This window comes from Ruania alba (assembly GCF_900105765.1).
GTDB classification, from domain to species: Bacteria; Actinomycetota; Actinomycetes; order Actinomycetales; family Beutenbergiaceae; genus Ruania; species Ruania alba.
Genome location: NZ_FNTX01000002.1, coordinates 104037 through 129056 on the forward strand (window position 1 = coordinate 104037; position 25020 = coordinate 129056).

General features: G+C 69.6%; 24 protein-coding genes. 14 read left to right on the forward strand and 10 right to left on the reverse strand.

Features of this window, described 5'->3' with window-relative positions; genetic code table 11:
- Positions 1–18 precede the first annotated feature (18 nt).
- Together codB and BLU77_RS10975 are read right to left on the reverse strand one after the other, a co-directional pair.
- Positions 19–1323 (reverse strand): cytosine permease, encoded by a 1305-nt coding sequence (gene codB / locus BLU77_RS10970; RefSeq protein ID WP_089773215.1) that lies wholly within the window; start codon positions 1321–1323, stop codon positions 19–21.
- The gene (locus tag BLU77_RS10975) at positions 1320–1790 is read right to left on the reverse strand and encodes a nucleoside deaminase (RefSeq protein WP_089773216.1); all 471 of its coding nucleotides are present in this window, start codon (positions 1788–1790) and stop codon (positions 1320–1322) included. The genes codB and BLU77_RS10975 overlap by 4 nt, the downstream gene beginning before the upstream one ends.
- A 127-nt stretch (positions 1791–1917) precedes the next feature.
- On the opposite strand from BLU77_RS10975, the gene BLU77_RS10980 reads away from it, so the two are divergent.
- A complete protein-coding gene (locus BLU77_RS10980) occupies positions 1918–2685 on the forward strand; it encodes a helix-turn-helix domain-containing protein (protein ID WP_175477053.1) in 768 nt (255 codons plus the stop codon).
- Between the two features lie 28 nt (positions 2686–2713).
- Positions 2714–3136: a VOC family protein gene (locus BLU77_RS10985; RefSeq protein WP_089773217.1), complete on the forward strand. Its 423-nt coding sequence runs from the start codon at positions 2714–2716 to the stop codon at positions 3134–3136.
- A gap of 52 nt (positions 3137–3188) precedes the next feature.
- Here BLU77_RS10985 and BLU77_RS10990 read toward each other — a convergent pair whose 3' ends face one another.
- The 3 genes from BLU77_RS10990 to BLU77_RS11000 all read right to left on the reverse strand — a co-directional run bounded on the left by BLU77_RS10990 (position 3189) and on the right by BLU77_RS11000 (position 6720).
- Positions 3189–4088, reverse strand: a complete 900-nt coding sequence (locus tag BLU77_RS10990; RefSeq protein ID WP_089773218.1) for a metal ABC transporter substrate-binding protein — start codon at positions 4086–4088, stop codon at positions 3189–3191.
- A 33-nt stretch (positions 4089–4121) separates the two neighbouring features.
- Positions 4122–5519 carry a zinc metallochaperone AztD gene (gene aztD / locus BLU77_RS10995; RefSeq protein ID WP_089773219.1) on the reverse strand — a complete coding sequence of 466 codons (1398 nt, stop codon included), beginning with the start codon at positions 5517–5519 and terminating at the stop codon, positions 4122–4124.
- Positions 5520–5610: 91 nt separating this feature from the next.
- The gene (locus tag BLU77_RS11000; protein WP_089773220.1) at positions 5611–6720 is read right to left on the reverse strand and encodes a TNT domain-containing protein; all 1110 of its coding nucleotides are present in this window, start codon (positions 6718–6720) and stop codon (positions 5611–5613) included.
- Positions 6721–6847: 127 nt separating this feature from the next.
- Here BLU77_RS11000 and BLU77_RS11005 point away from each other — a divergent pair, with 127 nt between their 5' ends.
- The 9 genes from BLU77_RS11005 to BLU77_RS11045 all read left to right on the forward strand — a co-directional run bounded on the left by BLU77_RS11005 (position 6848) and on the right by BLU77_RS11045 (position 13007).
- A complete protein-coding gene (locus BLU77_RS11005) occupies positions 6848–7753 on the forward strand; it encodes a phosphoribosylaminoimidazolesuccinocarboxamide synthase (protein WP_175477054.1) in 906 nt (301 codons plus the stop codon).
- A gap of 11 nt (positions 7754–7764) precedes the next feature.
- A complete protein-coding gene (locus tag BLU77_RS11010) occupies positions 7765–8454 on the forward strand; it encodes a TOPRIM nucleotidyl transferase/hydrolase domain-containing protein (RefSeq protein WP_089773221.1) in 690 nt (229 codons plus the stop codon).
- Positions 8455–8498: 44 nt separating this feature from the next.
- A complete protein-coding gene (gene purS / locus BLU77_RS11015) occupies positions 8499–8753 on the forward strand; it encodes a phosphoribosylformylglycinamidine synthase subunit PurS (RefSeq protein ID WP_089773222.1) in 255 nt (84 codons plus the stop codon).
- On the forward strand, positions 8753–9427 hold the full coding sequence (gene purQ / locus BLU77_RS11020) for a phosphoribosylformylglycinamidine synthase subunit PurQ (protein WP_089773223.1): 675 nt from the start codon (positions 8753–8755) through the stop codon (positions 9425–9427). Before purS ends, purQ begins: the two co-directional genes overlap by 1 nt.
- The gene (rnhA, locus tag BLU77_RS11025; protein ID WP_245708819.1) at positions 9427–9927 is read left to right on the forward strand and encodes a ribonuclease HI; all 501 of its coding nucleotides are present in this window, start codon (positions 9427–9429) and stop codon (positions 9925–9927) included. Before purQ ends, rnhA begins: the two co-directional genes overlap by 1 nt.
- Entirely contained in the window at positions 9920–11068 is a 1149-nt protein-coding gene (locus tag BLU77_RS11030) for an AI-2E family transporter (protein ID WP_175477055.1), read from the forward strand. The genes rnhA and BLU77_RS11030 overlap by 8 nt, the downstream gene beginning before the upstream one ends.
- 61 nt (positions 11069–11129) lie before the next feature.
- On the forward strand, positions 11130–12068 hold the full coding sequence (locus BLU77_RS11035) for a GNAT family N-acetyltransferase (RefSeq protein ID WP_089773225.1): 939 nt from the start codon (positions 11130–11132) through the stop codon (positions 12066–12068).
- A 100-nt stretch (positions 12069–12168) separates the two neighbouring features.
- A complete protein-coding gene (locus BLU77_RS11040; protein WP_089773226.1) occupies positions 12169–12642 on the forward strand; it encodes a nucleotidyltransferase domain-containing protein in 474 nt (157 codons plus the stop codon).
- A complete protein-coding gene (locus BLU77_RS11045) occupies positions 12642–13007 on the forward strand; it encodes a HepT-like ribonuclease domain-containing protein (protein ID WP_089773227.1) in 366 nt (121 codons plus the stop codon). The genes BLU77_RS11040 and BLU77_RS11045 overlap by 1 nt, the downstream gene beginning before the upstream one ends.
- A 37-nt stretch (positions 13008–13044) precedes the next feature.
- On the opposite strand, the gene purD is transcribed toward BLU77_RS11045, so the two are convergent.
- The 4 genes from purD to BLU77_RS11065 all read right to left on the reverse strand — a co-directional run bounded on the left by purD (position 13045) and on the right by BLU77_RS11065 (position 18214).
- Positions 13045–14298, reverse strand: a complete 1254-nt coding sequence (gene purD, locus BLU77_RS11050) for a phosphoribosylamine--glycine ligase (protein WP_089775651.1) — start codon at positions 14296–14298, stop codon at positions 13045–13047.
- Between the two features lie 186 nt (positions 14299–14484).
- Positions 14485–16272 carry a BCCT family transporter gene (locus BLU77_RS11055; protein ID WP_089773228.1) on the reverse strand — a complete coding sequence of 596 codons (1788 nt, stop codon included), beginning with the start codon at positions 16270–16272 and terminating at the stop codon, positions 14485–14487.
- 145 nt (positions 16273–16417) lie between these two features.
- Positions 16418–17704 (reverse strand): adenylosuccinate synthase, encoded by a 1287-nt coding sequence (locus BLU77_RS11060; protein WP_089773229.1) that lies wholly within the window; start codon positions 17702–17704, stop codon positions 16418–16420.
- A 102-nt stretch (positions 17705–17806) separates the two neighbouring features.
- A complete protein-coding gene (locus BLU77_RS11065; RefSeq protein WP_089773230.1) occupies positions 17807–18214 on the reverse strand; it encodes a DUF3151 domain-containing protein in 408 nt (135 codons plus the stop codon).
- 106 nt (positions 18215–18320) lie between these two features.
- Here BLU77_RS11065 and BLU77_RS11070 point away from each other — a divergent pair, with 106 nt between their 5' ends.
- Entirely contained in the window at positions 18321–18659 is a 339-nt protein-coding gene (locus BLU77_RS11070; RefSeq protein ID WP_089773231.1) for an STAS domain-containing protein, read from the forward strand.
- A gap of 30 nt (positions 18660–18689) precedes the next feature.
- On the opposite strand, the gene BLU77_RS11075 is transcribed toward BLU77_RS11070, so the two are convergent.
- On the reverse strand, positions 18690–20771 hold the full coding sequence (locus BLU77_RS11075; protein WP_175477056.1) for a SpoIIE family protein phosphatase: 2082 nt from the start codon (positions 20769–20771) through the stop codon (positions 18690–18692).
- Between the two features lie 83 nt (positions 20772–20854).
- Between BLU77_RS11075 and BLU77_RS11080 the strand changes: the two genes are divergently transcribed.
- Both BLU77_RS11080 and BLU77_RS11085 read left to right on the forward strand, forming a co-directional pair.
- Positions 20855–21235 carry an STAS domain-containing protein gene (locus tag BLU77_RS11080; RefSeq protein ID WP_342741465.1) on the forward strand — a complete coding sequence of 127 codons (381 nt, stop codon included), beginning with the start codon at positions 20855–20857 and terminating at the stop codon, positions 21233–21235.
- A gap of 144 nt (positions 21236–21379) precedes the next feature.
- Positions 21380–24973 carry an ATP-binding cassette domain-containing protein gene (locus BLU77_RS11085; RefSeq protein ID WP_089773233.1) on the forward strand — a complete coding sequence of 1198 codons (3594 nt, stop codon included), beginning with the start codon at positions 21380–21382 and terminating at the stop codon, positions 24971–24973.
- The last annotated feature ends 47 nt before the right edge of the window (positions 24974–25020 follow it).

The window sequence follows — 25020 nt, forward strand, 5'->3', positions numbered from 1 at the left end:
GGCGACGACGAACGGCACCTACCGCGGCCCGGTTCCCTTCACCAGCCGCCCAGCAACCACCGCCGCCAGCAACGCCACCACGATCCCGTTCACCGGCGGGATCCCCCAGGCCAGCTCGCCGGTGCCCCAAGCCACCAGGGACCCGACGGCGTAGGCCGCCACGTTCTCCCAGCGCACCGCGCCGACCCGAGTGGCCGACTCCGGCACTCCACCACGCCAGCGGCTCCACCACTCCCCGATCAGCACGCCACCGACCGGCGGGATGAGGATGCCGAGCCAGCCGAGGAAGGCGGGCAACGAGTCGTAGATCCCGGTCACCGCGAGCAGCGTCCCGATGACGACCCCGCCGATCACGAACGGCTTCTTCGAGGGCGAGTTCGCGATCTCCGCCCCGGCCACGCCGAAGTTGTAGGCGGTGTTGTCGTTGGTGGTCCACAGGTTCCCGATCAGGAACACCACGCCCCACACCACGAGCCCCAGGTCGAAGAGCACCATCACGAAGTCGGCCTGACCGAACGCGAGGGCGCCGATCGCGCCGAAGAACAGCATCAGCATGTTCCCGATCAGGAAGGCCACTGCCGCGGCACCAAAACCCTGCCGCGGGGTGCGCGCGAACCGAGTCCAGTTCGGTGCCTGCGTCCCACCGGAGACGAACGTCCCCACGATGATGGTGACCGCCGCGGCCACCCCCATGGACGCCGTCGGGCGTTGCGCCAGCATGCCGCTCAGACCGTCGGTCTCAGCGAACGAACGGATCGTCACCCAGGCGGCGAGCACCAGGAGCAGTGGCACGGACACCACGGACAGGGCGTACATCCCTCGATAGCCGAAGTACGCCGTCGCCCCCATCGCCAGGCCACCGGCGACCATCAGCAAGCGGACCACGAGGTCGGACTCCCACCCGGCCGCCTGCGCGATCAGCTGGGCGAGCGTGGCCACGGTGACGCCGTACCAACCCACCTGGGTGCCGCCGAGCAGCAGCGAGGTGAGGATCGAGCCGCGGCGGCCGAAGGCGTACCGGCACATCATCACCGTGGTCAGCCCGGTGGACGCGCCGATCCCACCGATCACGGCTACGTACACGCCGAGGATCACGGATCCGAGCAGCAGCACCCCCATCAGCGGCCAGAACTCGAACGCGGCGCCCACCTGCGCGCCGGCGAGCATGGTGGGAGTGAAGAAGGTGAACCCGAGGAGCACGATCGAGAGGGAGAACAGCGACTTGCGCGCGCCGGGTGGCACCGGCTGCACGGGGTAGTCGGGATCCACGACGGCGGAGCTCACCTCGGCCTCTCCAGCCGCCTTCGGCGTGGGCTCGCTCATTCGCCGATGTCCTCGTTCCAGATGTCCGGGTGATCGGCGATGAACGTGCGCATCATCGCGATGCACTCGGCGTCCTCGAGCACGATCACCTCGACGCCGAGCTTCTCGAGGTCACCGTGCCCGCCGGTGAAGGTGGTGGACTCGCCCACCACCACCCGGGAGATCCCGAACTGGCGGATCAGGCCGGTGCAGTACCAGCAAGGCGAGAGCGTGGTGACCATCGTGGTGCCGCGGTAGGTGCGCTGCCGGCCGGCATTGCGGAAGGCATCGGTCTCCCCGTGCGCGGAGGGGTCGCCGTCCTGGATGCGGCGGTTGTGGCCGCGGCCGAGCACCTCGCCGTCGGCGGAGATGAGCACGGCACCGATCGGCACCCCACCCTCGGCGAGCCCGGCACGGGCCTCCTCGACGGCGATCGTGAGCCACGCTCGCAGCGTGGTGTCGTCCGGTGGCACGGGCAGGGTGGTCATGGGGGCGCTCCGGCGGCAGGTCTGCTGGGCGCGGGGCGCCCACGGTCGACCGGGACGATACCGCCTCGATGTCACCACGTCGTTTCCCACTGCACCGCAGGGACAGTGGGGGCTATCGTCGAGCACGATGCCACTGCTCTCGCGCCCCGTTCGCCACGCGCTGCTCAAGCCGTTGGTGGACCGGCTGTGGTGGACTGGCCCGGCACCGGGTGCCACGGAGGTACGTGAGCGGATCTTGCCCACCGGGCGTGCACAGCTCATCATCTCGGCAGGGCACGCGGACAGCGTGATGATCGGACCAACGTCGAAGAGCGTCGATATCATTCGCCGTGGCGATCGCGTGACCGTCGGTGCAGCGTTCCGTGCCGGCGGCGCGGAGCCGTTCGTGGCGGTCCCGAGCGAGGAGTTGACCGATATCACGATCACTCTCAGATCGGTGTGGGCGCTGGCGAGCCTGCCGGACCGCATGGCTGAGCTTCGTGCCGACGCAGCGTTGGACCTCCTCGAGGCCGAGCTGTTGCAGCGGCTACAGCCCGAGCGCGTCACCCCCACGGTGCTCGCTGCGGAACGGGCGATCCGGGCCGGCCGCGGAGCGGGCGCCGTGGCCGCATGGCTGGGTGAGGACCGGCGGCGTCTCGTCCCGCAGTTCCGGCGAACGGTCGGCGTCGGTCCGAAGCACTATGAACGCATTCGTCGGTTCAGTCGTACGGTCGAAGCGATCAGGCAACCGCAGCCGCCATCGCTCGCCACCATCGCGGCAGAGCTCGGCTACGCCGACCAGGCGCACCTCACGCGCGAGTTCGGGCACTTCGCGGGCGTGCTCCCGTCCCAGTTGCTCGGCAGCGCCTCCGGCTCGCTCAACCACGTGGACACCGACAAGATCTACAAGACCTGACCTCACGACGTCGGCGACAGTGGGCCGCATGTCAACCACATCGATCTATCCACGGCTCGTCGTCGACAACGCCGCTGCCGCCATCGACTTCTACACCGCAGCCCTCGGTGGAACTGAACTGGTCAGGTTCGCCGAACCCTCCGGCATGATCGTGCATGCCGAGGTCCAGTTCGGCGACGACGTCCTTTCCCTCACCGAGCACGACGGCCACATGAACCTCTCACCCCGAGCACTCGGCGGAACTGCGCTACTTCTCACGCTGACCGTCGATGACGCCGACGCGGTCGGCGCACAGATGGTCGCCAACGGTGCGCACGTCGTCATCCCGATCGATGACCGACACTACGGACGGCGCGAAGGTCGCTTTCGGGACCCCTCGGGTCACGTCTGGATCATCAGCCAGCACATCGAGAGCCTCACCGCCGCGGAGATCGCCGAACGGCTCCGGTAGTCCCAGCCGCGGCACACGAACCGCAAGAACTCCCGGACCGTCGACGCTCAGGTCAGTCGCAGACCAACCCGTTCTCGAGCGCCTCGAGATTGGCCTGCATCGTGGTGAAATAGTCGCCCTCGTTTGGCTCGCTCTCCAACGGGTCGAGCACAGCGGTCTCGACTCCGGCCTCCTCCGCGAGCGCCTCGGTCACGTCCGGGGCGGTGATGGTCTCGAAGAAGAGTGTCTGGACGCCGTACTCGGCCACCAGGTCCGCCACCTCACGCATGCGGGCCGGTGAGGCCTCCACCTCCGGGTCGATCCCGGCGATTCCTTCCTGGCGCAGGTGGTACTTGTCGGCGAGGTAGCCGAATGCCTCGTGTGCGGTGATCAGCATCGCATCGGAGCATCCGGCCAGCCCGTCGGCGTACTGCTGGTCGAGCGCGTCCAGCTCGGCCGTCAGCTCCTCGGCCCGCGCCTGGTATGCGTCGGCGTTGTCCGGATCAGCTGCGGCGAGCTCGTCGGCCACTGCCCCGGCCACCGGTCCCAGGAGTGTGGGGTCCAGCCAGAAGTGCGGGTCCTCGACCAGCAGATCAGCCTCGATCCCGGCGGCGTCCCAGGCGTCTACCAGTCGCGGCGGTGGTTGGCTGGCCACCGCATCGTCGACAGCGGGCTGCAGCCCGGAGCTGTAGATCACCAGATCGGCGTCGGCCAACTCGGCCACTTGCACCGGCGCCAGCTCGAGACTGTGCGGATCAGCGCCCGGCGGGGTGAGGCTGGTGACGCTCGCCTCCTCGCCGGCGACGCGCTCGGAGACGAACTGCAACGGATAGAACGCGGCCAGCACCGTCACGCCGTCGGCCGAGCCAGTCTCCTCGCTGCCGGACTCGCAGGCGGCAAGAGATGCCGTCAAGGACAACCCGGCCAGGCCGGCGACGGCGGCCCGTACCTTCGTGGCCGTCCGTCGCCTCATGCTGTGGTGCTGTGTTCTCATGCGTCCCCGCGCTCAGTGGTCGTGACCCTCGTGGCCCTCATCCTCATGGTCGGCCTCATCCTCATGATCCACCTCATCCTCATGGTCGGCCTCATCCTCGTGGTCGTGACCCTCCTCAGCACCCTCGCCATGCTCGTGCGGCAGGTCACCGGAGGCGAGGGCGATCTCGTTCGGAGTCACCTCGAGGGAGGCCGTATTCCACACCTCACCGGTCTCGATGTCCACGGCGTGGATCTCGTTGGTGGCGGGGTCGGTCACGTAGGCGGTGCCATCGAGCACACGGATCGCCGGGCGCGGGTCCTGCCAGACCTCGGACTCTTCCCATGCGTCCATGATCTCGATCGAGCGGACCAGCTCACCGGACTCCGGGTCGATCACGTGCAACGACCCGTCGGTGCCGAGCACCAGTGCTTCGCCGTCGTCGCCTCGGGCGATCGAGCGGAACGTGTAGGAGGAGGGCAGATCGACGAGCTGGAGCTCACCGTTCCGGGTGTCGATCAAGGAGATCCGCGTCGGGCGTTCGAGTTCGGCGTCCGGGTCCACCTTGTAGTCGCCGAGCACGATCGGGGACTCTTCGGTGCCCGCCTGGTTGCCGATACGGCCGTAGTCGTCCGGGCTGTCGACCTTGGTCAGCTCGCCGTCGGCATAGATCACCACACCGTCCTCGCACCCGATCACCACGGCCTCGTCGGCAGCGGTGGCCTCTCCGTGCACGCCGGGGCAGTCGTCCGTGGCGGCGATCTCCTCGCCGTCGGCATCGAGCACCCGCACCCCGGACCGCTCGTCCTCAGTACCGTCGGTCACCAGCAACGAGCCGTCCATGAGCTCGACGGCCACCCCGTGGTGCGCGGCCGGCAGTGCCAGCTCGCGCGCATCGTCGGCCACGCCCTCGCCGATCGTGTCGGAGTCCTGCACCACGATGTTGCCGGTGCCGTCATCGAAAAGTGCGGTGCGACCTTCGTGCACCACGACGTGCCCCGGCTTCTCCGCGGCAAAGATCACGTCGGTGAGCATGGGTTCAGCCGTATAGAAGTGTCCATGGTCGCCGTGCGGCTCGGCCCAGGTACCCGCATCGAGCACCTGGAAGCCCCCGGTGGTGGAGACGAGCACGTGTCGGCCGTCTCCGGCGGCGTTGAGGCGGTTGAACCCCTCCAGTGGGAGGTCGGAGACGAGCTCGAGGGTGGTGGCGTCGAGCACCTGCACGCCGCCGTCGTAGGTGATGACGATCCGCGGTGAGACCGAGGCCTCCTCCGTGGGGGCAGCCATCGTCTCTTCGACGGTCGGCTCGTCGGTGGGCTCGGCAGTATCGGAGCCGGCTCCGGCGTCGCTACCGCAGGCTGCGAGCACGAGGGGGAGGGCGCCAAGGAGCGCCAGGTATCGGGCGCCGCGTGGGCGAGTGCTGAGAGTCATGCGTGATGGGGCCGCCACGGTGGCAGCCCGCTCCTTTCCGTTCGGACCTATCACCCAACGGTAGCAGTAATCAGAACCATTCTCATCAAGGTCACGTGACCACCACGCGCTGCAGCACCCCCGCGCGGACCAGGTCCCGCACCCCACGGGCCGGGGGTTCGACGTGGAATCGCAAGCCGCCGCCGGGCTGCCCGAACCACGCCGGGGCGATCTCTGCCTGCACCTCCACCTCGCGAGCGGCCACGAACACCTCCTGCTGTGCCCCGGGGCCACGCGCCGACGGCGGTAGCGACCGTTGCTCCCAGGCTGTGCCCCAGACGAAGAAGTACAACCCGTCCACCGTGCCGATCCGGTCGTACGGAACCCCGGTCGCCAGGTTGGTGATGACGCCACCTGGACCGGCCGCCGTCACCCGCTGCCCCAGCTCGGCGAGCCCCTGCTGGGCGGCCTGCACCCGGGCAGAGAGTTCGGCATGCGGTACGTGCACCGGTGCCGGCAGCGGCGCGCTGACGTACTGCCACACCACATCGCAGGCGGCCCGCTCGGTGAAGTACTCACCGAGCAGCACGTGCTGGCCGTAGTCGACCACCTGGACGCCATAGTGCCTGGCCCCGTACCGCACCACCTCGACCGCGCCCTCCAGCGGTTCGGGTGGCTCGGTGTCCGGCGCATGCTCACCGGGGAGCACGACTCCGCCGCGAGGCACCCCAATTCCGTCCAGGCCCGCGCGCAGCTGCGCCGCCGCTTCCCCCTCGACCTCTCCGGGGTTGAGCCAGTCCGGCAGATGCGCGCGGTCACGCGGGTACCGCTGCAGGTCGGCCAGCCAGCGCCGCTCGTCCGGCACCGGAGGGGCAGCCGGGGCGTCCAGCATCGAGGCCGTGGTGGAGTTCCAGTACGGCCGGCGATCATCATTGCGGTTCACGCGGACGTCGCCACCACGCTGGGCATCGATCTCCACCGAGAGCCACGCCCCGGCCCGTCGGTCCGCAGTCGCGGCACGGAGCGCCCGCAGGTCTGGGGCGATCTCGGTGGGCACTTCGATCCAGTGCGCGGCTCCACCGACGACCGCGTAGGCCCGACCCGAGTGCTGCGTACCTGCCTGGGACCACTCCAGGTGCACGTCGGTGGCGTCGTCGCCGGCCGCCTCGAACAGGGCAGCCACGATGCGGTCGGTGAGCCGCTGCGCGGCGGGATCGTCCATCGGTGCCGATTATGCCGGTCGGTCGCGACGGTATCGACGGGCCTGAGCATAAACGTGCCATATTCGGCACCAGTACGCTCAGGCCCGTCGATAGTTGCACAACTGGTGGAATGGGAGACTGAGACCCGTGAGTGAGCACACTGCACCCGACGGCGCCGCCCCGACGCTGCCCGGGTGGCGGCACACGTACTCGGGCAAGGTGCGCGACCTGTACGTGCCGGACAGCGGCGCGGCGGACGTGGTCCTGGTGGTGGCCAGCGACCGGGTGAGCGCCTACGACCACGTGCTGCCCACCCCCATCCCGGACAAGGGCGTGGTGCTGACGGCGCTGAGCCTGTGGTGGTTCGACCAGCTCGCCTCGATCGTGGACAACCACGTGGTCTCGCTCGACGTGCCCGCCGCAGTGGCCGGGCGAGCGATGATCTGCCGCCGGCTGACGATGTACCCGGTGGAGTGCGTGGCACGCGGATACCTCACCGGTTCCGGCCTGGCCGAGTACCGCACCGAAGGTGCCGTGTGCGGTGTGCCGCTGCCGGACGGCTTGGAGGATGGCTCCCGGCTCCCCGAGCCCATCTTCACCCCGGCCACCAAGGCAGCGGTGGGTGAACACGACGAGAACGTCAGCTTCGACCACGTCGCCGCTCAGATCGGCCGCGAGAGCGCCGCCCGGCTGCGCGAGGTCACCCTCGAGGTATACGCGTTCGCGGAGCGGCTGGCCGCGGAGCGCGGGGTGCTCCTGGCCGATACCAAGCTCGAGTTCGGTACCGCACCCGACGGCGCCCTGGTGCTGGGCGACGAGGTACTCACCCCCGACTCCTCCCGGTACTGGCCCGCGGACCAGTGGGAACCCGGCCGCTCGCAACCCAGCTTCGACAAGCAGTTCGTTCGTGACTGGCTGACATCACCGGCCTCCGGCTGGGACCGGGCCTCCGATGCCCCTCCTCCCCCGCTGCCCGAGGACGTCGTGGCCCGGACCCGGGCACGGTATGTCGAGGCCTACGAGCGCATCACCGGCCGGACCTTCGGGGACTGAGGGGCGCAGCCGTGCGGGCCGTGGTGCTGGTGGAGGGACGCAGCGACCAGGCCGCCCTGCTCGCCCTCGCGTCCAGTCGAGGTCTCGACCTGCGCGCCGCGGGCGTCCTGATTCGCCCCATCGGAGGCGCGACGAACATCCGGCGCGCCCTCGCCGACCTGCTCGACGCACCACACCCCGACGGCGTCGCTCACCACCTCCTCTCGGCCCACCTCCCCGGTGCGCCCCAGGCAGGGCGCACCACCGTCCATCAGGAGGCCAGGCTCCGTCGTCGGGCACTGACGATCGCCGGCCTGTGCGATGCCGCCGAAGCGGGGTTCTACAGCCGCGCGGTGGCCGACCGCGAGGGTGCGGCCGAGCTCGACCGGGCCGCCATGGAAGCGCGCGGCTTCTTCGTGTGCTCCGAGGACCTGGAGGACGAACTCATCCGAGCCCTCGACGTGGACGGCGTGCTGGCAGTGCTCGAACAGAACGGTGATCTCGCGGCGTTCCGCACCTTCACGCACCAGCCGGCCCAGCGGGAGCGGCCGATCACCGCCCAGCTGCACCGCTTCCTCGGCACGCAGAGTGGGCGCAAGATCGCCTACGCCGCCGACCTGACCCGCGCGCTCGGCCCCGACCGTGCCCCGCGCCCGCTGCTCGGGGCTCTCGAGGCCGCCCTGGCCGATGATTCGCACGCTGATGTCGCAGGCGGCCGGTAGGATCACCTCATTCCGTTAGCCACCCACCCAGGAGTTGCGCACTGATGGCACGTGTCGTCGTGGAGGTCATGCCGAAGCCGGAGATCCTCGACCCGCAGGGCAAGGCCGTGGCGGGTGCACTTCCCCGCCTCGGTTTCACCGGGTTCACCGGGGTGCGGCAGGGGCGGCGCTTCGAACTGGAGGTCGACGGCGCACCGGACGAGGAGACGCTCGAGCAGGCGCGCAAGGCCGCCACGGAGGTGCTCTCCAACCCGGTGATCGAGGATGTCGTCTCCGTGCACTGGGCGCAGGAGTCCTGATGGCACGCATCGGTGTGGTCACCTTCCCCGGAAGCCTGGACGACCGGGACGCCGCACGTGCGGTGCGGCTCGCCGGCGCGGACCCGGTGCGCCTCTGGCACGCCGACGACTTCCTCGCCGGAGTGGATGCGGTGGTGCTCCCGGGCGGGTTCTCCTACGGCGACTACCTGCGCGCTGGCGCCATCTCCGCGTTCGCCCCGATCATGAGAACGGTCGTGGACGCCGCGAACGCCGGGATGCCGGTGCTCGGGATCTGCAACGGGTTCCAGATCCTGTGCGAGTCGCACCTGCTTGCCGGGGCGATGGTCAAGAACACCCAGCTCACCTTCGTGTGCAAGGACCAGGTGCTGCGCGTGGAGAACGCCGATACGGCGTGGTCGAACCAGTTCAGCGCGGGCCAGGAGATCCTCATCCCGCTGAAGAACCAGGACGGGCAGTTCATCGCCGATGAGCACACGCTCGATGAGCTCGAGGGCGAAGGGCGTGTGGTGTTCCGGTACGTGGGGAACCCGAACGGCTCCCGCCGGAACATCGCCGGGATCACCAACGCCCGCGGCAACGTCGTCGGGCTGATGCCGCACCCGGAGCACGCCGTCGAGAAGGGCTTCGGACCCGGCACCGACGGCCTCGGATTCTTCCGCTCGGCACTGCAGTCCCTGCTCGCCCACGCCTGATGCCCGCCGATCCCCCGGACGGCGACCCGGCCCTCACGCAGCAGCGTCCCGTCGTGCAGATGTGGACCGACGGCGCCTGCAAGGGCAACCCCGGCCCGGGCGGCTGGGGCGTCTGGATGCGCGCCGGCCGGCACGAACGGGAGCTGTGCGGCGGCGAGGAGGCCACCACGAACAACCGGATGGAACTCACCGCGGTGATCGAAGGGCTCCGGGCCCTGAACACCTCGTGCGAGGTCACCCTGCACGTGGACTCCTCCTACGTGATGAACGGGATGAAGTCCTGGTTGCCCGGCTGGAAGCGCAACGGGTGGATGACCGCCGCCAAGAAGCCGGTGAAGAACGAAGACCTTTGGCGAGCGTTGGACGAGCAGGTCGCCCGGCACACGGTGCAGTGGATCTGGGTGAAGGGTCACTCCGGCGATCCGGGTAACGAGCGTGCCGACCAGCTCGCCAACAAGGGTGTGGAGTCGCTGCAGCCCAGCGGAGCACCCGGTGACTGAGACGCCCGCCCCGGTGAGCCGCCCCTCGTTGGCGAGCGCCGCCGTCGTGCTCGCGGGACTGACCGTGGCGGCAGTGGGGCTGCACTTCGCTGCCTCGATCGTGGCACCGGCGTTCTTCGCCTTCACGCTCGTGGTCTCCGCACGCCCGCTGCAGCGGATGCTGGTGCGATGGCGGGTGCCACGGATGCTGGCCGCGATCCTGGTGCTGCTGTCGCTGTACGTGCTACTCACCGTGCTGCTGCTGGCAACCGTCTCCTCCCTCACCCAGGCAGCCTTCGAGCTGCCGAAGTACGCCGCCGACATGCGCCAGATCTACCTCGACGGCGTGCAGTGGCTGGAAACGCTCGGCGTGGACAACGCCGCACTGGTCCAGCTCGCGGGCTCGATCGACCTGAACCGGGTGGCCCAGCTGCTCGGTGCCGTGGTGGAGGGCACGACGGCGGCCGGCGGCCAGGTGCTAATCATCCTCGTAGTGATGTTCTTCCTGGCGATCGACTCCACCTCAGTGCGCTCGCGATGGGCTCTGATCCGGGCCAGCCATCCAGAACTGGCGGCCTCGATGCTGCACTTCTTCGCCGGGGTGCGCAAGTACTGGGTGGTCGCCACCGTGTTCGGGCTCATCGTCGCTGTGCTGGACGTGATCGCCCTGCTGATCATCGGTGTCCCGCTGGTGTTCGTGTGGGGCGTGCTGGCGTTCGTGACGAACTACATCCCGAACGTCGGCTTCGTGCTCGGCCTCATCCCACCGGCCCTGATCGCCCTGCTGGACGGGGGTGTCACCGACATGATCTGGGTGATCGTGGCGTACACGGTGCTGAACTTCACCGTGCAGACGATCATCCAGCCGAAGGTCACTGGCGATGCCGTGGGCCTGAGCCCCGCGGTCTCGTTCCTCTCCTTGACGTTCTGGACCCTGGTAGTCGGACCGCTCGGCGCGATCCTCGCGGTACCGCTGAGCCTGGCCGCGAAGGCCGCCCTCGTGGATGCCCACCCGTCGGCACGCTGGATCAACGCGTTCCTCGTCACCGACTCCGAGGCGAAGAAGGCACGGCACACACTCACCGGGAAACACCCACGCGCCTCGATCCGCACACCCCGGCCGCCTGGCCGCAGCACCCGCACGGGTGCGAAATCGACTTGAGGTGACCGGCCGCCGTCGGCCATCGTGAGCGGTGACCGCTCTCTCACCGAAAGGCCGACCGATGGCGCTGCGCTGGAGCACCCTTGATCCCGAGTCCGTGACGGCGTGGGCCGAGCTGACGAACCTGCTCGCCCGGGTGGACGGGACAGAGGAGTTCTACGACGCCGAGGACCTGGCCGAGGAGCTCACCGAGCATGGCTTCTCCCCCGCCCACGACTCGCTCGCCGTGTGGGACGGCGACCTGCTCGTGGCGTACGCCCAGCTGCGGGTTCCCGGATCGCTCACGCACGCCGAGGGGTATGCCCGGGCGTCCATCGGCGGTGGGGTGCACCCGGACTATCGGGGGCAGGGGATCGCGTCCGAGATGTTCGACCGGATGGAGCCGCGCGGACAGGCCCTGGCCCGGGAACGGCATCCGGGAGCACCGATCCAGCTGCGCTCCTCCGGAGGTCTGGACAGCGACCCGGTGCGCCCACTCCTACGCGAACGCGGGTACGAGCCGGTCCGGTACTTCACCTCTATGGAACGTCCCCTGCCGGGCGACGCACTGGCTCCGGTCGATACCCGGGTGACGCCGTGGACGCTCGAGCTGGACGAGGCGACCCGGCTGGCCCACAACGACGCCTTCGCCAGTCACTGGGGCAGCGGTCCGGCGACTCCGGAGCACTGGCGGGAGATGCGCGAGGGTCGGTCGTTCCGCCCCGCCTACTCACGGGTGGCGCTCGACGACGGCGGGCAGGTGCTGGCCTACACGACCACGCAGCAGTGGGTGGACCGCGAGCTCTACGTGGGCCTGGTGGGCACGCGCGCGGCCGCCCGCGGCCGAGGTCTGGGCCGTGCGGTGCTGAACGCGTCGCTGGTGGCCGCGGCCGAGTCCGGCGAGTTCGACCTGGTCGAGCTCGAGGTGGACTCGGCCAACCCGCAGGGGGCGGACGCGCTGTACTCCTCGGTGGGGTTCACGCCGGTACGCACCACGGCCGTGTTCGCGCGGCTCGTGTGACGGCAACCGGGCATCGAGCTGCGTCGCTGTACCCACGGCGGCGCCGTGATGGTTGCTCTCGATGCTGGTGCCTTGGCCTGACGGATGATAAGGTTCCCTTATGAGCCTGTTGGCCGACTATCAGGGCGCCCGGCGGGAGGAAGAAATCGCACGGCTGCGACGACAACTTGCCCTCCGAGCACTCATTGCGAGCGGCATGAACCAGCGTGAGATTGCCGCGGCTCTCGGAATCAGCCAGTCGGCAGTCAGCCAACAACTCAGGGCGAGTTCAGGGCTCACCGACGTGCATCCGGAAGATCTCGTAGAGGCCGCAGCTCCGCTCTTGGTTCGGGTCGCAACCGACCATGGGTACTCTCGGCTGGCCGTGTTCGGCTCAACGGCGAGGCACGAGGCACGGCAGGACTCCGACATCGACCTCCTCGTTCAAGCGCCCCCAGGAACGTCGACATTTGCCTTCCTCAGATTCAAGCGCATCCTCGAGCAGATCCTCGGTCGCGAGATCGACCTCATACCCTACGGTGGCCTCGCACCGCGACTGGACGACGACATCCGCCGTGAAGCGGTGCTGCTCTGATGGAACTCCACGTGGCGAAGGAGTTCGTCCACATCGATACATGGCTCACCCACGCACGCGAGATCACCTCGCGAGGAAGAGCTCACTACCTCACCGACGTGCTCACGCAGGAAGCGGGTGATTCCCTCATGATGAAGGTGGGGGAAGCGGCGAACCGCCTCGCCCGACACGGAGTCACCGCACCCGCTGGGGTGGATTGGCCACTCGCCGTCGCGAACCGAAACTTCATCATCCACCAGTACGACCAGATAGACCGCGAGCAGACCTGGCTGACTCTGTCCGAGGACCTCGCCGAGTGGCACGCCGCCGTGCAACCCCTGGTGGCAGAGGCCCGTCGCTCACTCGACAGCACGGATTCTTCGTAGAGCCTGCCTGGCGGCGGCTACTGAGGCAACAGGAGCCTCAGACCCGGGCCGCGATATCCGTGCGGTACTGGCCACCCTCGAGGCTGATCCGTTCCACTCCCGCGTACGCAGCCGCTCGGGCCGCGGAGATGTCCTCACCCTGGCCGACCACGGACAACACGCGACCACCCGCGGCCACTAGAGCTCCGCCGTCGTTCGTGGCCGTGCCCGCGTGCAGCACGTGCACGCCCGCCAGCTCCTCGGCGGCATCGGTGCCGGTGATCTCGTCCCCCTTGCGCACCTGGCCGGGGTACCCGTGCGCAGCGAGCACCACGGTGACCGCCGCACCGGAACTCCAGCGCAGCTCCGGCAGCTGCGCGAGGCTGCCGGTGGCCGCCGCGTGCAGAGCGGTCGCCAGGGAGGACTCCAGCCGTGCCAGCACCACCTGCGTCTCCGGGTCACCGAAGCGGGCGTTGAACTCCACCACCCGCAGGCCGCGGGAGGTCAGCGCGAGGCCGCAGTACAGCAGGCCCACGAACGGTGTTCCACGCCGCGCGAGCTCCTGCACAGTCGGCAGTGCGACCCGCTCGACCACCTCGTCCACCAGGTCCTCGGGCGCCCAGGGCAGCGGGGAGTAGGCCCCCATCCCGCCGGTGTTCGGCCCGGTGTCCCCGTCACCAAGGCGCTTGAAGTCCTGCGCCGGGGCCAAGGGAACCACCGTCTCGCCGTCGGCCAAACAGAACAGCGAGATCTCGGGCCCGTCGAGGAACTCCTCGATCACCACACCGGCACGATCGTCGCCCACGCAGGCCTGAGCGTGGGCGAGCGCGGCCTGCCGGTCCTCGGTGACCACCACGCCCTTGCCGGCGGCGAGCCCGTCGTCCTTGACCACGTAGGGCGGACCGAACGCATCCAGTGCCGAGGTCACCTCGTCCATCGTGCGGCACACATGTGCCATCGCAGTCGGCACCGCGGCGGCGGCCATCACCTCCTTGGCGAAGGCCTTCGAACCCTCCAACGTGGCGGCGTCACCGTTCGGCCCGAACACGGCAATCCCGGCCGCACGGACCGCGTCCGCCACCCCGGCCACCAGGGGTGCCTCGGGACCGATCACCACGAGGTCGGCTCGCACCTCGCGAGCGAGATCAGCGACGGCGTCCGGCGAGTTGGCATCGACGCTCATGGTGGTCGCGATCTGCGCCGTGCCGGGATTCCCCGGGGCGACGATGAGCGAGGTGGTCTCGGGGTCCGCGGCGAGGCTGCGGGCGAGAGCGTGTTCACGGGCACCGGAGCCGATCAGCAGGATCTTCACGGTGCCCGAGCCTACCGGCACCGAGCCGGGCGGAGCTCACTCGAGCAGCCATATTGACGTGTGACTTCTTGAAGGTGGGCCCTGGTCGGACTTCGTCCGGCAACGACGAAGGCACCCGGGCCGGGGCGCCCCTCCCAGGGGACGCACCCGGCCGCGGGTGCCTTCAGTTCGCGGTGGCGAATTCGGTCAGGACTTGGCCGTGTCGCCGTCCTTGGCCTTCTTCTTGCCGGCGAACAGCTTCCTCCGTACCGAGGCCGGCGGGTCGAGCAGACCGTCCTCGATGAACGAGGTCGAGACGTGGTCGGTCAACTCATCCCGTGCCATCCGCCGCTGCGCACGCAGCATGCGTGCCCGGTGCACCCGGAACTGCTTGATCAGCGCCACGCACATGAAGATCATGATGATGCTGAACGGCAGGGCGATGGAGATCGCCACGCTTTGCAGCGCCCCCAGGACGGCACTGCCCCCCGCGAGCAGCAGGGCAGCAGCGACCGCACCTTCCAGCGTCGCCCAGAGGATGCGGCTCCACTTCGGCGGGTCGGGGTCACCGCCGGAGGCGAGCATGTCGACCACCAGCGACCCGGAGTCGGAGGAGGTGACGAAGAAGACGATCACCAGCAGCACGGCAAGGCCGACGAGCACCTTGCCGACCCCGCTCCCAGGTTCTCCGACGAGGCCGTCGAGGAGAGTGAACAGCGAACCCGTGCCATCAACGGTCAGGCCTTCAGGGCCGACGCTGTCGTCTGGGCCCCCCTCGGTCACCAGACCGCCCTCACCGAAGAGCTGGCGGTACAGGGCCGTGCCGCCGAAGACGGTGAACCACAGGAAGGAGAAGGCCGTCGGGAGCACCAGCACACCGACCACGAACTCACGCACGGTACGTCCGCGTGAGATGCGGGCGATGAAGACGCCGACGAAGGGCGCCCAGGAGACCCACCAGCCCCAGTAGAACGCGGTCCACCATCCCTGCCACGCCGTGCCGTCCTCACCGGCGAATGCGGTGGTGCGGAAGGCGTTGTTGAGGAACTCCTGGAAGTACAGGCCGGTGGCCTCGATGTACTCGCGGAGCAGGAACATGGTCGGACCGGCGATGAGTACGAAGATCATCAGGCCGATGGCCAGGATCATGTTCCCGTTGGAGAGGTACTTGATGCCCTTCTTCACCCCGGTGACCACCGAGACCAGCGCCGCCAGCGTGATCAGCCCGATCAGGACCACCATGAGCAGGTTGGTCGGCTCACCGATGATCTCCAGGAAGCTCAGACCAGAGGCCACCTGCGAGACTCCCAGCCCCAGCGAGGTTGCCACGCCGAAGACGGTCCCGACCACAGCGATGACGTCGATGACGTTCCCGATCCACCCGTCGGTGCGCTTGCCGAGCAGCGATTCGAGGGACCAGCGGATGGAGACCGGGCGCTTGCGCACGTGCACGGCGTAGGCGATGGCCAGGCCCACGACGACGTAGATCGCCCAGGGGTGCAGGCCCCAGTGGAGGAACGTGGTCACCAAGGATTCCTCAGCGCCGGCTGCATTCATCTCCGCGATACCGGTGGACCGGTTCGGGATTCCGGCGAAGTGGTGCAGCGGCTCCGCCACACCCCAGAACATCAGGCCGATGCCCATCCCGGCAGCGAACAGCATCGCCAGCCAGGGACCCATCTTGAACTCGGCTGGTTCGTCCTCGTCCCCGAGGACGATATCGCCGTAATGACTCACGCCGACCCAGATCGCGAAGCCCACGAAGGCCGTCACCAGCACGATGTAGTACCACCCGAAGGCGGTGACGATCCCACCACTGACGACGCCGATCGCATCCCCGAAGGCCTCTCCGCCCGCGATCGCGGCAATGACGAAGGCCGCGATGACGACCATCGACGGCCAGAAGACGCCCGGTCGAACCGAGGTGTACCACGGGCCCGATCGCTCTGGCACCTCCGGTGGTGGCGATCCCTTCTCCTTGACCTCGGCTGTCATCGTCTCCCTCTCCTCGGTTTCGTATGCGCGCAGGGATGGACGGAACCACTCCTGACAAACACTTCACCGTAGCGAATTTCGTGAGAATTTCCAGGTGAACGCTTGACCCGGGCGTTGTCGGAGAGCGAAAGCTGCCGCGGAAAAGTCAGTCGAGCAGGTCGTGCCGCACGATCGTCGCGGCCCGATCCGGTCCCACTCCGATGGAAGAGATCCGGGTGCCGGACATCTCCTCGAGGGCGAGCACGTAGCGTTGCGCGTTCACCGGCAGGTCATCGAAGGTGCGGCACTGGGAGATGTCCTCCCACCAGCCGTCGAGCTCCTCGTAGATCGGCGTCGCGTGGTGGAACGCGGTCTGGTCCACCGGCATCTCGTCGTGGCGCACACCGTCCACGTCGTAGGCCACGCAGACCGGCACCTTCTCCCACCCGGTGAGGACATCAAGCTTGGTCAGGACCAGGTCGGTGAGTCCGTTGATCCGGCTCGAGTAGCGCGCGATCACGGCGTCGTACCAGCCGCACCGACGCGGCCGCCCGGTCGTCACACCGAACTCGCCGCCGTTCTTGCGCAGCGCCTCACCGTCGTCGTCGAGCAGCTCGGTGGGGAACGGCCCCTCGCCCACACGCGTGGTGTAGGCCTTGATCACGCCGACCACGCGGTCGATCCGGGTGGGTCCGATGCCCGACCCGGTGGCGGCACCGCCGGCGGTGGCCGAGGATGAGGTGACGAACGGGTAGGTGCCGTGATCGACGTCCAGCATGGTGGCCTGCCCGGCCTCGTAGACGACGTTCTTGCCGGCGTCCAGGGCTTCGTTCAGCACCAGCGAGGTGTCGGCGACCATGGGGCGTACCCGGTCGGCGTAGGAGAGCAGCTCCTCGGTGACGGCGTCGATGTCCGCAGCCCGGCGGTTGTAGATCTTCACCAGGATCTGGTTCTTCTGCTCCAGCGCGCCCTCGACCTTCTCGCGCAGGATTCCCTCGTCGAAGAGGTCCGAGATCCGGATGCCCACGCGGCTCATCTTGTCCGCATAGGTGGGTCCGATCCCCCGCCCGGTGGTGCCGATCTGCCGCTTGCCGAGGAAGCGTTCGGTCACCTTGTCCAAGGTGCGGTTGTAGCTGGGGATCACGTGGGCGCTGGAGGAGATCAACAGCTTGGAGACGTCCACGCCGCGGGCGGTGAGGCCGTCCAGCTCCTCGAACAGCACCTCGAGGTCGACGACGACGCCGTTCCCGATCACTGGGGTGCACCCGGCGGAGAGGATGCCCGAGGGCAACAGGTGCAGGGCGTACTTCTCGTCCCCGACGACCACCGTGTGCCCGGCGTTGTTGCCGCCGTTGAACTTCACCACGTAGTCGACCCGGGAGCCGAGCTGGTCGGTCGCTTTCCCCTTGCCTTCGTCGCCCCACTGGGCACCGAGGACCACCACCGCTGGCATTGATTGTCCTTCCGTCGAAGGGACCCGCGCCGGGTCCCGTAGCAGCCTACTGGGCCGAGACACCCGCCATGGAAAACTCGACCTCGCTCTCGCGAGCGGTCGTCACAGGCTCCGGGCCGCCGGGTCGGACTCGTCGGCGAAGGTGCGGCACCGCTCCGCCTCGTCGGTCTCACCGATCGCCTCGGCGGCGTCCGCCAGTGCGATCAGGGCGATCAGGAAGCCCTGGTTGGGCACATGATCGGCCGGGACCGGGCCGGCGCCACGCCATCCGGCCCGGCGAAGTGCGTCCAGGCCACGGTGGTAGCCGGTGCGGGCGAACGCGTAGGCGGCCACCGGGTCGCCGGCATCGAGGCTCTCGCGGGCGAGCATCCCCCAGGCATAGCTCGCGGCCGGAATGCGACCGGCCACCTCCCGCAGCGCTGCACCGTCGGCAAGCGCTGCACGGGCGGCCATGTCAGGGTGGTCCTCTGGCAGATGGGTCGGCTCAGGGCCGAGGAGGTTGCGCTGCATGAGACCAGTCTGTCACCTGCGCCGATAGTGCAGCGCACCGGGTCTCACCGTGCGGAGGGCCGAACGCACCAGTAACCTCGTCACACACGTGTTCAGGAGGCCAGCGATGATCGAGGTGTCGACATCAGGCACGGGCGCCCAGATCACGGTGACCGACGATCTCGACCTCGCCACCGGTGCTGCCGCCGACGCCGTCCAACGTCGCCTCGCCCTGCTCGAGCGCCCCATGATCACCGTGGACCTGTGCCGGATGAACTTCATGGACTCCACCGGTGCCGCATGGCTGATCACCCTGGCCGATCAGTCTCGCCACCGGGACGGTCGCGTCCACCTGCTCGGCGCCAGTGCACGCGACCTGTTCGTGCTGGAGGTGTGCGGCGCGATCGACCTGTTCACGATCAACCACCGCCACCAGTGCGCCGACGCCACGCACGCCACCGCCTGACCTCACCACACGCCCGGGTGACGTGAGCGGTCAGCCACGCTCCGCCGTCGGGCCGGAGATTGTGAGCGTGGCATCGCCACGCAGACGTGCCCAGACCACCTTGCCCGGGCCGGAGGGGCGCCAGCCCCAGTCGGCGAGCCGCTCCACGATGTGCATCCCGTACCCGCCCACGCGAGCCGGGTGCACATCCAGGTGCGTGGGAGGCATCGGATTGCCGTCCTCCACCTCGATCCGTACGCCGTCCGCCGTCTCGTGCACCCGCACCTCCAGGGAACCCCACCCGTGCACCACGGCGTTCGCCACCAGTTCGGAGACCACCAGCTCGATCGCACCCGTATCCGCACGACCCCAGTCCCGGCACGTCTGAGCAGCCCGCCGGCGCGCGTGCCCCACCGACTCCACCGACGATGGCATCCGCCACCGCCTCGACCGGCCGCGGCGCAACGCCTCACCGAACCCGGTGGGCACCCGGATCACCACCACGGCGATGTCGTCCTCGGGCGGATCGTCGAAGGCACGCAACAGTTGCTCGCCCACACCTGCCGCGTCCGGGGCACCTCCGATCTCGGCGAACACCTCCCGGAGCCGGTCCACGCCGTCCTGCACGTTGCGCCTGCGGCGCTCGATCAGACCGTCGGTGTAGAGCAGCAGCACATCACCCGGCTCCACCTCGCACTCGGCCGTGTCACGGGGGCCGTTGCCGAAACCGATCAGGGTGCCGGCCGCGCCGTCCAGGTCGTGCACCTCGCCACCGGTGCACACCATGCCCGGAAGGTGGCCGGCGCGGGAGTACTCCAGCAGCCAGCGCCCTTCCTCACGCGGTGTGAGCGCGGTGTAGATCATCGACGCCGCGCGCCGGATCCGCATCGCCTCCACGATCGAGTCCACCCGGGTCAGCACTGTGCCGGGGTCGGCGATCTCCGTGGCCAGTGCGCGCAGCACCGAACGCAACTGCCCCATCGCCGAGGCGGCCTCGACGTCATGCCCGACGACGTCCCCCACCACGGCGGCCACCGCACCGTCTCCGGTGCGCACCACGTCGTACCAGTCCCCACCCACCTGGGAGTGCTCGGCGTTCGGTGAGTAGTAGGTCCACACGTCCAGGGTGTCGATGTGGTCCAGCTCGGGCAGCATGGCCCGCTGCAGCGTCTCGGCGAGCACATGCTCGGCCTCGTAGAGCAGGGTGTGATCCATCGCCAGGCCGACCCGCCGGGCCACCATCTCCAGCACAGTCCCGGACTCCGGGTACACCGGCCGCACCCCGGACTCGGCCACCGCGACAAGCCCCAGCACGCGCCCCCTCCCCAGCAATGGAGCGAGCACCACCTCGCGCTTGGCCTCGGGCCGGTCCTCGAGGGCCGCACGGGCGAGCTCGACCACCTGGGCGCTCCAGCTGCCCGGGACGTACGTGGCCTCGGTATCCAACCGGAGTCGGCGCATGCTGTGCTCGCTGAGCAGCCGGCCCACCGGGTCGGTCTCGTCCGAGGCAGTGACGCCGCGACGCGGTCGGGCGCGACGGCCTGGACCCAGTCCATCCAGTCCGGAGATCGGATGCAGCACGCCGTCCTCGGCGAAGAAGCCGCACCACGCGAACAGGTGTTTGGCCATCACGCGGGCCACGGCAGCCACCGCCTCGGACTCGTTCTCCTCGGAGAGGACCTCAGAGATCTGCGCCATCGTCTCCAGGGCGATCCGGGACCGGTGGTCCAGCCCGGGTTGAACCGTGTCGGTGGCGGCGTCGGCACTGATCTGGACCGCAACGAACCGGGTGCCGCCAGGAATCGGGTGCGGGGTGAACTCGGCGACGATCCCGATCTGGAGCCCGTCGGCGCGTACCACCGGCAGGGTGAGGGTGAACGGGGCGTCATCATCGACGTGCTCCTGCAGGCGTGCGTGGACCACCGACCCCAGGCCGGGTGCGATCAGGTCACGCCCGCGTGCCTCGGGCAGGGTGTAGCCGGTGACGCGTTGGAACGCACGGTTGACCCACTGCAGCACGGTCGTCTCCGGGCCCAGGTCCACCACGGCCACGGCGGCCTGTCCCTCGAGCATCACGTGAGCCGCCAGCTCGCGGGGGTCCACGGGGGAATCGCCCTCCTCTGGGTGGTTCAACGCACCGCTCCTCATCGTCTACGGTGTGACCTACTGTGGACCACGCGGACGCGCGCGGCCCGAGACGCCCGCAAGGAGGCCCTGTGCCAGACGCTAACAGCAGCGGTCAGCCGTCGCGCTCTGCCGGTGGCGGTCGCGCGGAGACCGGTACGGTGCAGACCCTGCTCGAGTCCGCCTACACCCGTTTGGTGCTTTCCGGCGAGGTGGACGTGGCACTGAGCGAAGAACTCACCGAGGCGGTCGCCGAGGCCGAGGCCGCTGGGCTCCCGGTGCGCGTGGACGTGCGCCACGTGCAGTTCATGGACTCCTCCGGGATCGCGTTGCTCGCCCGCTTGGCGAGTCGTACCCCCGGGCGGCTCACCCTGATCAGGCCGCCGGACGTCGTCAGGTTCCTGCTCGAGGTGACCCGGATCGGGGACCTGGTGGACATCGTGGAGGAAGAGCCCGCCGACCAAGGCGCCTAGCTGCTCCTGCACATCCGTCTGAACCTCGGCAGGGCGACACACCGACGGCGGTGAGTCGCCTCTGCCGATGAGGGGTCAGCAGGTCGGGGCTCGGCAGAAAATACCGCGACCAGCGTCGGTGCTGCTCCCTACAGTGGGTCCGCCATGACTTCGACCGCGACCCCGACCCCTGCGCCCCCGATGCCCACCGAGACTGCACCGCGCCCCGCCGACCCCGCGCGGCGGATCGACTGGCGGCGCCTGCGTCGGCCGGCCGCGGTGATCGCGCTGGTCGGCAGCGCCGGCGCCGCCCTGGGGCAGACCCTCGGGACCCACGTCGCCGGGCTGCTCGCTGAGGACCCCACCACTCGATTGGTGGGCGTGTTGGCGCTGTGCGTGGTGGGTGCGGCCCTGCTGGACACCGTCGGCCGGTACATCTGGAGCGCCGTCGTGGACCGCGCGGAGGGGCGGCTGCGGGGCGACCTGCTCACCGCTGCCCTGCGCCAGCCGTTGGCCACGCTCTCCGAGCAGGCGGTGGGCGAGATCCTCGACCGCGTCGACGACGACACTCACGATGTGGGCACCCTGGTGCGCCTGCAGGTGTGGCAGTTGATGCGCACCGTGTTCGCGGTGCTGCCGATGTGGATGCTCGCCGGGTTCACCTGGTGGCCGGCGTTCCTGCTGTTCCCGGCGGTGGCCGCGGTGACGGCGCTGGTGGTGCGTCCGCTGCTCGCTCCGATCGCCTCCCGGAAGGTCATCGAGGAGATGGCCTGGACCGATCATGCGGCTGCGCTCGAGGAGGGGATCGCCGGGCGGGACGACCTGCGCACCAGTCTTGGGCAGGCCTACGTGGTGCGCCGGGTGGCGCAGCTCTCCGCCGAGGTACACGCCAAGTTCGCCCGGGTGATCCGCCTGGAGTCCCGGCTAATCCGGCGCTCCGGGCTGCTGCTGCATGGCCTGCTGGTGGGCGTGGCGGTGACCGGGGTGGCACTCGTGCTCGCCGACGGGCTCACGGTGGGCCGCCTGGTCACGCTGTTCCTGGTGACCACCATGTTCGTGGGACAGATCTCGCACCTGGCGGAGCAGCTGCCGGACCTGCAGGCAGGCGTGGGGGCGGTGGTGCGGCTTCGCCAGATGTTCGCTTCCCCGCCCGAGCCCGACGGCGGCCGCGACCTTCCCGAGGGCGACCTCGCCGTGGAGCTGCGCGACCTGCACTTCGCCTACGACGAGGGCACGTTCGCCCTGAACGGGGTGAACCTCGAGGTGCCTGCCGGCACCACGATCGCCCTGGTCGGGCGCACCGGATCGGGGAAATCGACCCTCGCGGCGTTGCTCTCCCGCGCCGTCGAGCCCGAGCCGGGCTCGGTCTTCCTGGGCGGGGTGGACGTGGGCGAGCTCGACCTGGAGCAGCTGCGGTCCGCCGTCGGGGTGGTCAGCCAGCGCACCGACATCCTGGCCGGGACGCTCGCGGAGAACATCACGCTGTTCGCCGACCGGCCCCGCGCCCAGATCGAGGCGGCCGTGGCCGAGCTCGGCCTGACCGCCTGGGTGCAGGGGCTGCCGGACGGGCTGGACACCGAGCTCGGCGCGGGTGGCACCACCCTCTCGGCCGGTGAGGAGCAGCTGGTGGCGTTCGCGCGTCTGCTGGTGCGGGACGTGCGGGTGGTGATCCTCGACGAGGCCACGGCGCGGATGGATCCGCTCACCGAACGACGGGTGGTGGCGGCCGCCGATCGGTTGCTCCGGGGTCGTACCGGCATCCTGATCGCGCACCGGTTGAGCACCACGGAGCGGGCCGCCACGGTGGCTGTGCTGGAGCAGGGACGGGTGATCCAGCAGGGGCCTCGCGCCGAGCTCGCCCGCGCCGAAGGCCCGTTCCGACGCCTGCTCGAGGCGAGCAGCTCGGCCGCTCCAGCGCCGCTGACCGAGGCACCGGTCGCGGTGACCGCATCCGACGATGCCATGGCCGCGGAGGACGGATCGCCCGCCCCGGCAACTGGCGGGAGTGCCGGGGAACCACACCAGCTGGGCCACCGCCGTCGGACCGGGCCACCCCCGGACCGGGCCGACGTGGGCACCGGACCGAGCCTGACCCGCGGAATCACGAGCGCGTTGCTGGTGCGGCCGGCCTGGGGCGTGGGTGGCGCGGTCGGCTTCCTGCTCACCGCGCTGGTCGGCGCCCACGGTGCGCTGACCGGGTTCGTGTGGGGTCATCTGGTGGTGGCCGTGCGCGAGCACACGGACGTCGCGATCCTGATCGGCGCCCTGGTGCTGTGCCTGATCGCCGCTCCGCTGCTGCTCGCGGACGCCATCTGGCGCTACCCACGCTGGTGGGTCGAGGTGCTGCTGCGCACCAGGATGTCGGTGCTGCGCGGGCAGACCCGGCAGCGCCGTCTGCCCCGCACACCTCCCGGCGAGGTGGTGGCGCGCAGCATGGATGCCGACCGCTACGCCCGCTACGCCGACCGGTGGGTGGACTTCATCAATGGCCTAGTGATCGCCGCAGCCACCGCAGCCTTCGCCGGCAGCTGGCTAGCCGGCGGTGTGCTGCTCGCGGTGATGGTCGCTTCGGCACTCGCCTCCACCGTGGGTCGGCCGATCGCAGGCAGGTCTGCTGCGGCGGCGTCACTGGCGCGGGCCGGATTCGGACGGTCGCTGGTCTCCGCGCTGGAGTCCGCCCGCACGGTCAAGCTCGCCGGGGCCACGCCCGACGTGCACGCGCACCTGCAGCGGGTGGACTCCGGACGAGTGCGCGCTGCCGTGCGTGAGCACCGCGTGCAGGCGGTGCTCGACGGGGTGCCGATCGTGATGGTGCAGGCCGGAGTGGTGACCGCGTGGGCGGCCGTGCTCTGGGACTGGTGGGGGCTGGCGACGGCGCTGCTGGTGGCGAACGCCGTGAACGGGTTCGACTGGTTCGGCCGGGTCGCCGGCTCCGTGGTGACCGAGGCACCGGGCACGCGTTCGTGGCAGCAGGCCACCAGCGCCTTCGCCGGCGGTGTGGACCTGATGCACCTGCCGGACGAGATCGACCTGCTCACCGGTGCGGCACCACCGGCCGCGCCACCGAGCAGGGAACGCCTCGAGCACCTGGAGCTGGCCGGCGTCACCGCCGTGCACGACGACGGCACCATCGGTGTGCTGGATGTGAACTTGCAGGTGGAGGCTGGCGAGCTGGTGCTGCTGGTGGGCCAGGTGGGGTCGGGCAAGTCCAGCCTGCTCGCCTCGCTGGCGGGGCTGACGTCCCACCGCGGGGAGATCCGCTGGAACGGGCGTGCCGTGGCCGATGCCGAGATGTTCCTGCGCCCGGGTCAGGTGGCACACGTGGCCCAGGTGCCGCGGGTGCTCTCCGGAACGTTCGCCGACAACATCCGGCTCGACCACGATCGCGACACCGTGCGACCGGTCGAAGACGCCCGACTGGCCGAGGATGTGGCCTCCGCCGGTGGCGTGGAGGCGTTGGTCGGGCATCGTGGGGTGCGGCTCTCCGGCGGTCAGGTGCAGCGTCTGGCGCTGGCTCGCGCCCTGGCCACCGATACCGATCTGCTGCTCGCGGACGACGTCTCCAGCGCGCTGGACGCGACCACGGAGCTGGAGCTGTGGGCGGCGCTGCGGGAGCGGCGCACCACGGTGATCGGCGCCACGTCGAAGCGGGCTGCGTTGGCCCTGGCTGACCGAGTGGTGGTACTTGAGGACGGTGCGGTGGCAGCGGTCGGTCCGTGGAGCGAGCTCGAGGAACGGTTCGCACACCTGGCGGGCTGAGGCCTCACCACCCGCACCCGGCACCCGCACTCGCAAGGCGCCGAACG

What these genes read in the sequence shown, in the direction of transcription:
- BLU77_RS11040 (WP_089773226.1), top strand. Translation starts at nt 12,169, where the DNA reads ATGAGCCTGTTGGCCGACTATCAGGGCGCCCGGCGGGAGGAAGAAATC.
- BLU77_RS11065 (WP_089773230.1), bottom strand. Translation starts at nt 18,214, where the DNA reads ATGCAGCGCAACCTCCTCGGCCCTGAGCCGACCCATCTGCCAGAGGAC.
- codB (WP_089773215.1), bottom strand. Translation starts at nt 1,323, where the DNA reads ATGAGCGAGCCCACGCCGAAGGCGGCTGGAGAGGCCGAGGTGAGCTCC.
- BLU77_RS11085 (WP_089773233.1), top strand. Translation starts at nt 21,380, where the DNA reads ATGACTTCGACCGCGACCCCGACCCCTGCGCCCCCGATGCCCACCGAG.
- BLU77_RS10980 (WP_175477053.1), top strand. Translation starts at nt 1,918, where the DNA reads ATGCCACTGCTCTCGCGCCCCGTTCGCCACGCGCTGCTCAAGCCGTTG.
- BLU77_RS11070 (WP_089773231.1), top strand. Translation starts at nt 18,321, where the DNA reads ATGATCGAGGTGTCGACATCAGGCACGGGCGCCCAGATCACGGTGACC.
- BLU77_RS11055 (WP_089773228.1), bottom strand. Translation starts at nt 16,272, where the DNA reads ATGACAGCCGAGGTCAAGGAGAAGGGATCGCCACCACCGGAGGTGCCA.
- BLU77_RS10975 (WP_089773216.1), bottom strand. Translation starts at nt 1,790, where the DNA reads ATGACCACCCTGCCCGTGCCACCGGACGACACCACGCTGCGAGCGTGG.
- BLU77_RS10985 (WP_089773217.1), top strand. Translation starts at nt 2,714, where the DNA reads ATGTCAACCACATCGATCTATCCACGGCTCGTCGTCGACAACGCCGCT.
- BLU77_RS10990 (WP_089773218.1), bottom strand. Translation starts at nt 4,088, where the DNA reads ATGAGGCGACGGACGGCCACGAAGGTACGGGCCGCCGTCGCCGGCCTG.
- BLU77_RS11000 (WP_089773220.1), bottom strand. Translation starts at nt 6,720, where the DNA reads ATGGACGATCCCGCCGCGCAGCGGCTCACCGACCGCATCGTGGCTGCC.
- aztD (WP_089773219.1), bottom strand. Translation starts at nt 5,519, where the DNA reads ATGACTCTCAGCACTCGCCCACGCGGCGCCCGATACCTGGCGCTCCTT.
- rnhA (WP_245708819.1), top strand. Translation starts at nt 9,427, where the DNA reads ATGCCCGCCGATCCCCCGGACGGCGACCCGGCCCTCACGCAGCAGCGT.
- BLU77_RS11060 (WP_089773229.1), bottom strand. Translation starts at nt 17,704, where the DNA reads ATGCCAGCGGTGGTGGTCCTCGGTGCCCAGTGGGGCGACGAAGGCAAG.
- purQ (WP_089773223.1), top strand. Translation starts at nt 8,753, where the DNA reads ATGGCACGCATCGGTGTGGTCACCTTCCCCGGAAGCCTGGACGACCGG.
- purS (WP_089773222.1), top strand. Translation starts at nt 8,499, where the DNA reads ATGGCACGTGTCGTCGTGGAGGTCATGCCGAAGCCGGAGATCCTCGAC.
- BLU77_RS11045 (WP_089773227.1), top strand. Translation starts at nt 12,642, where the DNA reads ATGGAACTCCACGTGGCGAAGGAGTTCGTCCACATCGATACATGGCTC.
- BLU77_RS11035 (WP_089773225.1), top strand. Translation starts at nt 11,130, where the DNA reads ATGGCGCTGCGCTGGAGCACCCTTGATCCCGAGTCCGTGACGGCGTGG.